Annotated in this window: 4 protein-coding genes; 1 reads left to right on the top strand and 3 read right to left on the bottom strand. The window is 71.7% G+C overall.

The window, feature by feature from the left end; translation table 11 throughout:
* On the bottom strand, window positions 1-587 hold a 587-nt coding region (locus BGO22_RS03485; protein WP_286848987.1), incomplete at its 3' end, for an alpha-hydroxy acid oxidase.
* 168 nt (window positions 588-755) lie between these two features.
* Between BGO22_RS03485 and BGO22_RS03480 the strand changes: the two genes are divergently transcribed.
* Window positions 756-1,085 (top strand): DUF4124 domain-containing protein, encoded by a 330-nt coding sequence (locus BGO22_RS03480; protein WP_070397398.1) that lies wholly within the window; start codon window positions 756-758, stop codon window positions 1,083-1,085.
* Window positions 1,086-1,103: 18 nt separating this feature from the next.
* Here BGO22_RS03480 and BGO22_RS03475 read toward each other — a convergent pair whose 3' ends face one another.
* Window positions 1,104-2,108, bottom strand: a complete 1,005-nt coding sequence (locus BGO22_RS03475; RefSeq protein ID WP_070397399.1) for a Bug family tripartite tricarboxylate transporter substrate binding protein — start codon at window positions 2,106-2,108, stop codon at window positions 1,104-1,106.
* A gap of 36 nt (window positions 2,109-2,144) precedes the next feature.
* On the bottom strand, window positions 2,145-3,299 hold the full coding sequence (locus BGO22_RS03470) for a mandelate racemase/muconate lactonizing enzyme family protein (protein WP_070397400.1): 1,155 nt from the start codon (window positions 3,297-3,299) through the stop codon (window positions 2,145-2,147).
* Window positions 3,300-3,461 lie beyond the last annotated feature (162 nt).

Raw genomic sequence — 3,461 nt, 5'->3', positions numbered from 1 at the left:
CCCAGGGCCCAGCGCGGCTTGCTGGCGATGTTGATGATGTTGGGCAGCGTCAGGCGCGGCGGCGCGGTCAGGCCGTTCTTCAGGTCCTTGTGGCGCTGGCCGATGATCTGCAGGTCCAGCGTGAGCACCAGGGCGCCGCAGTTCGCGGCCTTGGCGCGGTCGATCAGGCGCTCGATGAAGGCGCGGTCCTTCATCACGTAGAGCTGGAACCAGAAGCCCTCGCCCGCGTGCTGCGCCACGTCCTCGATGGAGCAGATGCTCATGGTGGACAGGGTGAACGGGATGCCGAACTTCCTGGCCGCGCGCGCCGCGAGGATCTCGCCGTCGGCGTGCTGCATGCCCGTGAGGCCGGTGGGCGCGATGGCCAGCGGCATGGCGGCGGACTGGCCCACCAGGGTGGTGCGCGTGCTGCGGTTCTCCATGTTCACCGCCACGCGCTGGCGCAGCTTGATCTTCTGGAAGTCGGCCTCGTTGGCGCGGTAGGAGCCTTCGGTCCAGGAACCGGAATCGGCGTAGTCGTAGAACATGCGCGGCACGCGCTTTTGCGCCAGCACGCGCAGGTCTTCGATGTTGGTGATCACGGTCATGGGCGGGTCTCCTCGTTGTCGGTGGGGGCGGCGGGCTGGCCGCGATGGTAGCCAGCCGCCCCGCCCGGCGCGCGTGAAAGCGCGCTGGCGCGGATTGAAACATTTTCAGAAGGGCGCCCGGGGCGGGTTGACACACCCCGGGGAAGCGGGCGGATACTGGCCACTGCCATGTCCATGCGCCGCCTCCCGCTCCCCGCCCTCGCGCTGGCCGCCGCGCTGCTGCCCTGGTGCGCCGCAGCAGCGGAGATCTGGCGCTGGGTCGACCGCGACGGCTACGTGCACTACAGCCAGGCGGTGGACATCCCCGAGCGCTACCGGGCCAGCGCCGTGCCGGCCGACGCGCCCTTGCCGCCGGGCACCAGCGCCTGCGAGGCGGCCTGGCACCGCTACGCGGCCAGCCAGGCCTGCTTCGACGCCTACCGCCTGGTGGGCGGCGGCCTCAAGCCCGAGGCCTTCCAGCGCTGCCGCGAATTGCCCGAGCCCGAGCCCTGCCGCTGAGCCGGGCCCGGTCCAGGCTCACTGGTTGCTGATCTTCTGCTCGCGGATGACCTTGCCCCAGGCGGCGGACTCGCGCGCGATGTCGGCGGCCAGCGGCCCGGCCGGCATGTAGGCCGGCACGGCGCCCTGCGCGGCGGCCGCCTGCGCGATGTCCGGCGCGTCCATGACCTTGCGCAGCGAATCGCTCAGCCGCTCCACGATGGGCGCGGGCGTGCCCGCGGGGGCCAGCACGTACAGGCGCGGCACGGCCGAGAAGCCGGGCAGGGCGTCGGACAGCGGGGCGATGTCTTCGCCGCCCTGCAGCTTCACCGGGTTCATGACCGCCAGCGCGCGCAGCTTGCCGGCGCGCGCCTGGGCGATGGCCGAGGCCGCGCTCACCACGCCGATCGGCACCTGGCCGCTCATCACGTCGGGCACGATCTGCGCCGCGCCGCGGTAAGGGATGTGCACCACGTAGGCGCCGGTCTGGCCCTTGAGCATCTCGAAGCCCAGGTGGTGCACCGTGCCCACGCCCGAGGTGGCGAAGGAGTAGCGGCCGGGGTTCTTCTTCAGCAGGGACACGAACTCGGCCGGCGTCTTGGCCGGGAAGTCGTTGGCGGTGACGATCACCAGCGGCAGCGTGAACAGGCTCGCCACCGGCGTGAAGGCCTTGACCGGGTCGAAGCTCATCTTCGGCTGCAGGTACTGGGCGATCAGCAGCGAGCTGTCGCCCAGCATCAGCGTGTAGCCGTCGGGCGCGGCGCGCGCCACGGTGTCGCCGGCGATGAGGCCGGCCGCGCCGGTGCGGTTGTCCACCACCACCTGCTGGCCCAGCAGCTCGGACAGGCGCGGCGCGACCAGGCGCGCCACGGCGTCCACGCCACCGCCGGCCGAGTAGCCCACCACCAGGCGCACCGGGCGCTGCGGCCAGTTCTGCTGCGCCGAGGCGCTGGTGGTCACGCCGGTGGCGGCGAAGGCGGCCAGCAGCCCGGCGATCAGCGCGCGGCGGCCGGGGTGGGGCGAAGGGGTGTCGTGCTTGTGCATGTCTGTCTCCTGTGTTTGTGTCGCGGGGAAAATCGTTCAGGCCTTGCCGGCGCCGCGCGAGCCGGGCCGCTTGGCGAGTTCCGCCAGGCGATCGGGGTGGGGCTTGAAGCCCAGGCCCGGTGCCTCGGGCAGGCGCAGCACGCCGCGCTCGGGCTTGGGCAGGTCATCGAAGACCAGCTCGCAGCACTGCACGGCCACCGAGTGGTACTCGACCAGCGAGCCGTTGGCCAGGCCCGCGTGCAGGTGCATGTTGTGGTGCGGCCAGGCGCCGCCGTTGGCGAAGCGCGTGTTGAAGGCGGCGGCCATGCCCGCGATGCGCCCGCACTGGGTGAAGCCGCCGCTGATGCAGGCGTTGGGCTGCACCACGTCCACCGCCTGCGCCACCAGCAGGTCGCGAAAGCGCGTGGCCAGGCCCTCGTTCTGCCCGGCGGCCAGGGGGATGCTGGTCTTGGCGCGCAGCTTCTGCAGGTTGGGGATGTCGTTGTGCGTCACCGGCTCCTCGAAGAAGCTGATGTCGTAAGGCTCGACCTGCTTGGCCAGCTTCAGGGCGTGGAAGTAGTCCAGGCTGCAGTTGGCGTCGATGTAGATCTGCACGTCGGGGCCCACGGCCTCGCGCACGGCACGGATGCGCTGCACGTCCTCGGCGATCACCGCGTCCAGCGGGCGCGGCTCGTCGCGGCGCGCCAGCGCGTGGTGGCCCACGGTCATCTTCAGGCGGGTGAAGCCGCGCGCCACCCAGTCCCTGGCGGCGGCGGCGAGCTCGTCGCGCTCGAAGAAGGCGAAGCCGAAGGTGGCGTACACGGGCACCTCGGCGCGCGCGCCGCCCAGCAGGCGCCAGCAAGGCTCGCCCAGGGCCTGCCCCTTGATGTCCCAGAGCGCGAGGTCGATGGCGGCGATGGCGTGGCTGGCGTAGCCCGACTGCCCGCGCGGCGTGAGCAGCCAGTACAGGCGCTCCCAGATCTGCTCGTGGCGCATCGGGTCCTGGCCCACCAGGTGGTGGGCCGCGATGTCATTGACGATGCTGCCGATCACCTCTTCTTCGGTGATGGCGGTCATGCCGGTGCCGACCAGGCCGGTATCGGTCTCGATGGACACCAGGCAGACGGACAGGCTGGTGGTCTTGGTGCCGCCGCTGGCCGGCACGGTGACGGGCAGGTTCAGCGGCGTGGCCCAGACGCGGGCGATCTTCATCTTGTCTCCTGCGCCGCCGGGGGCGGCGGCGTGTGTGGGTTGCGGTTCGCGGGCAGTGTAGGAAGGGCCGCCGGCGCGCGGCAATGGCCTGCGCGTGAGGCCGCTTTCGCGTTTGGCGAAAGCCGAAGGCTGCGTGAAAAGCCGCGCGGGCGCTCAGCGCAG

The sequence above is a fragment of the Hydrogenophaga sp. 70-12 genome, assembly GCF_001897365.1.
GTDB lineage: Bacteria > Pseudomonadota > Gammaproteobacteria > Burkholderiales > Burkholderiaceae_C > Hydrogenophaga > Hydrogenophaga borbori.
The sequence above is the reverse complement of the archived record's forward strand: the minus strand, read 5'-3'. Positions and strand labels throughout refer to the sequence as shown.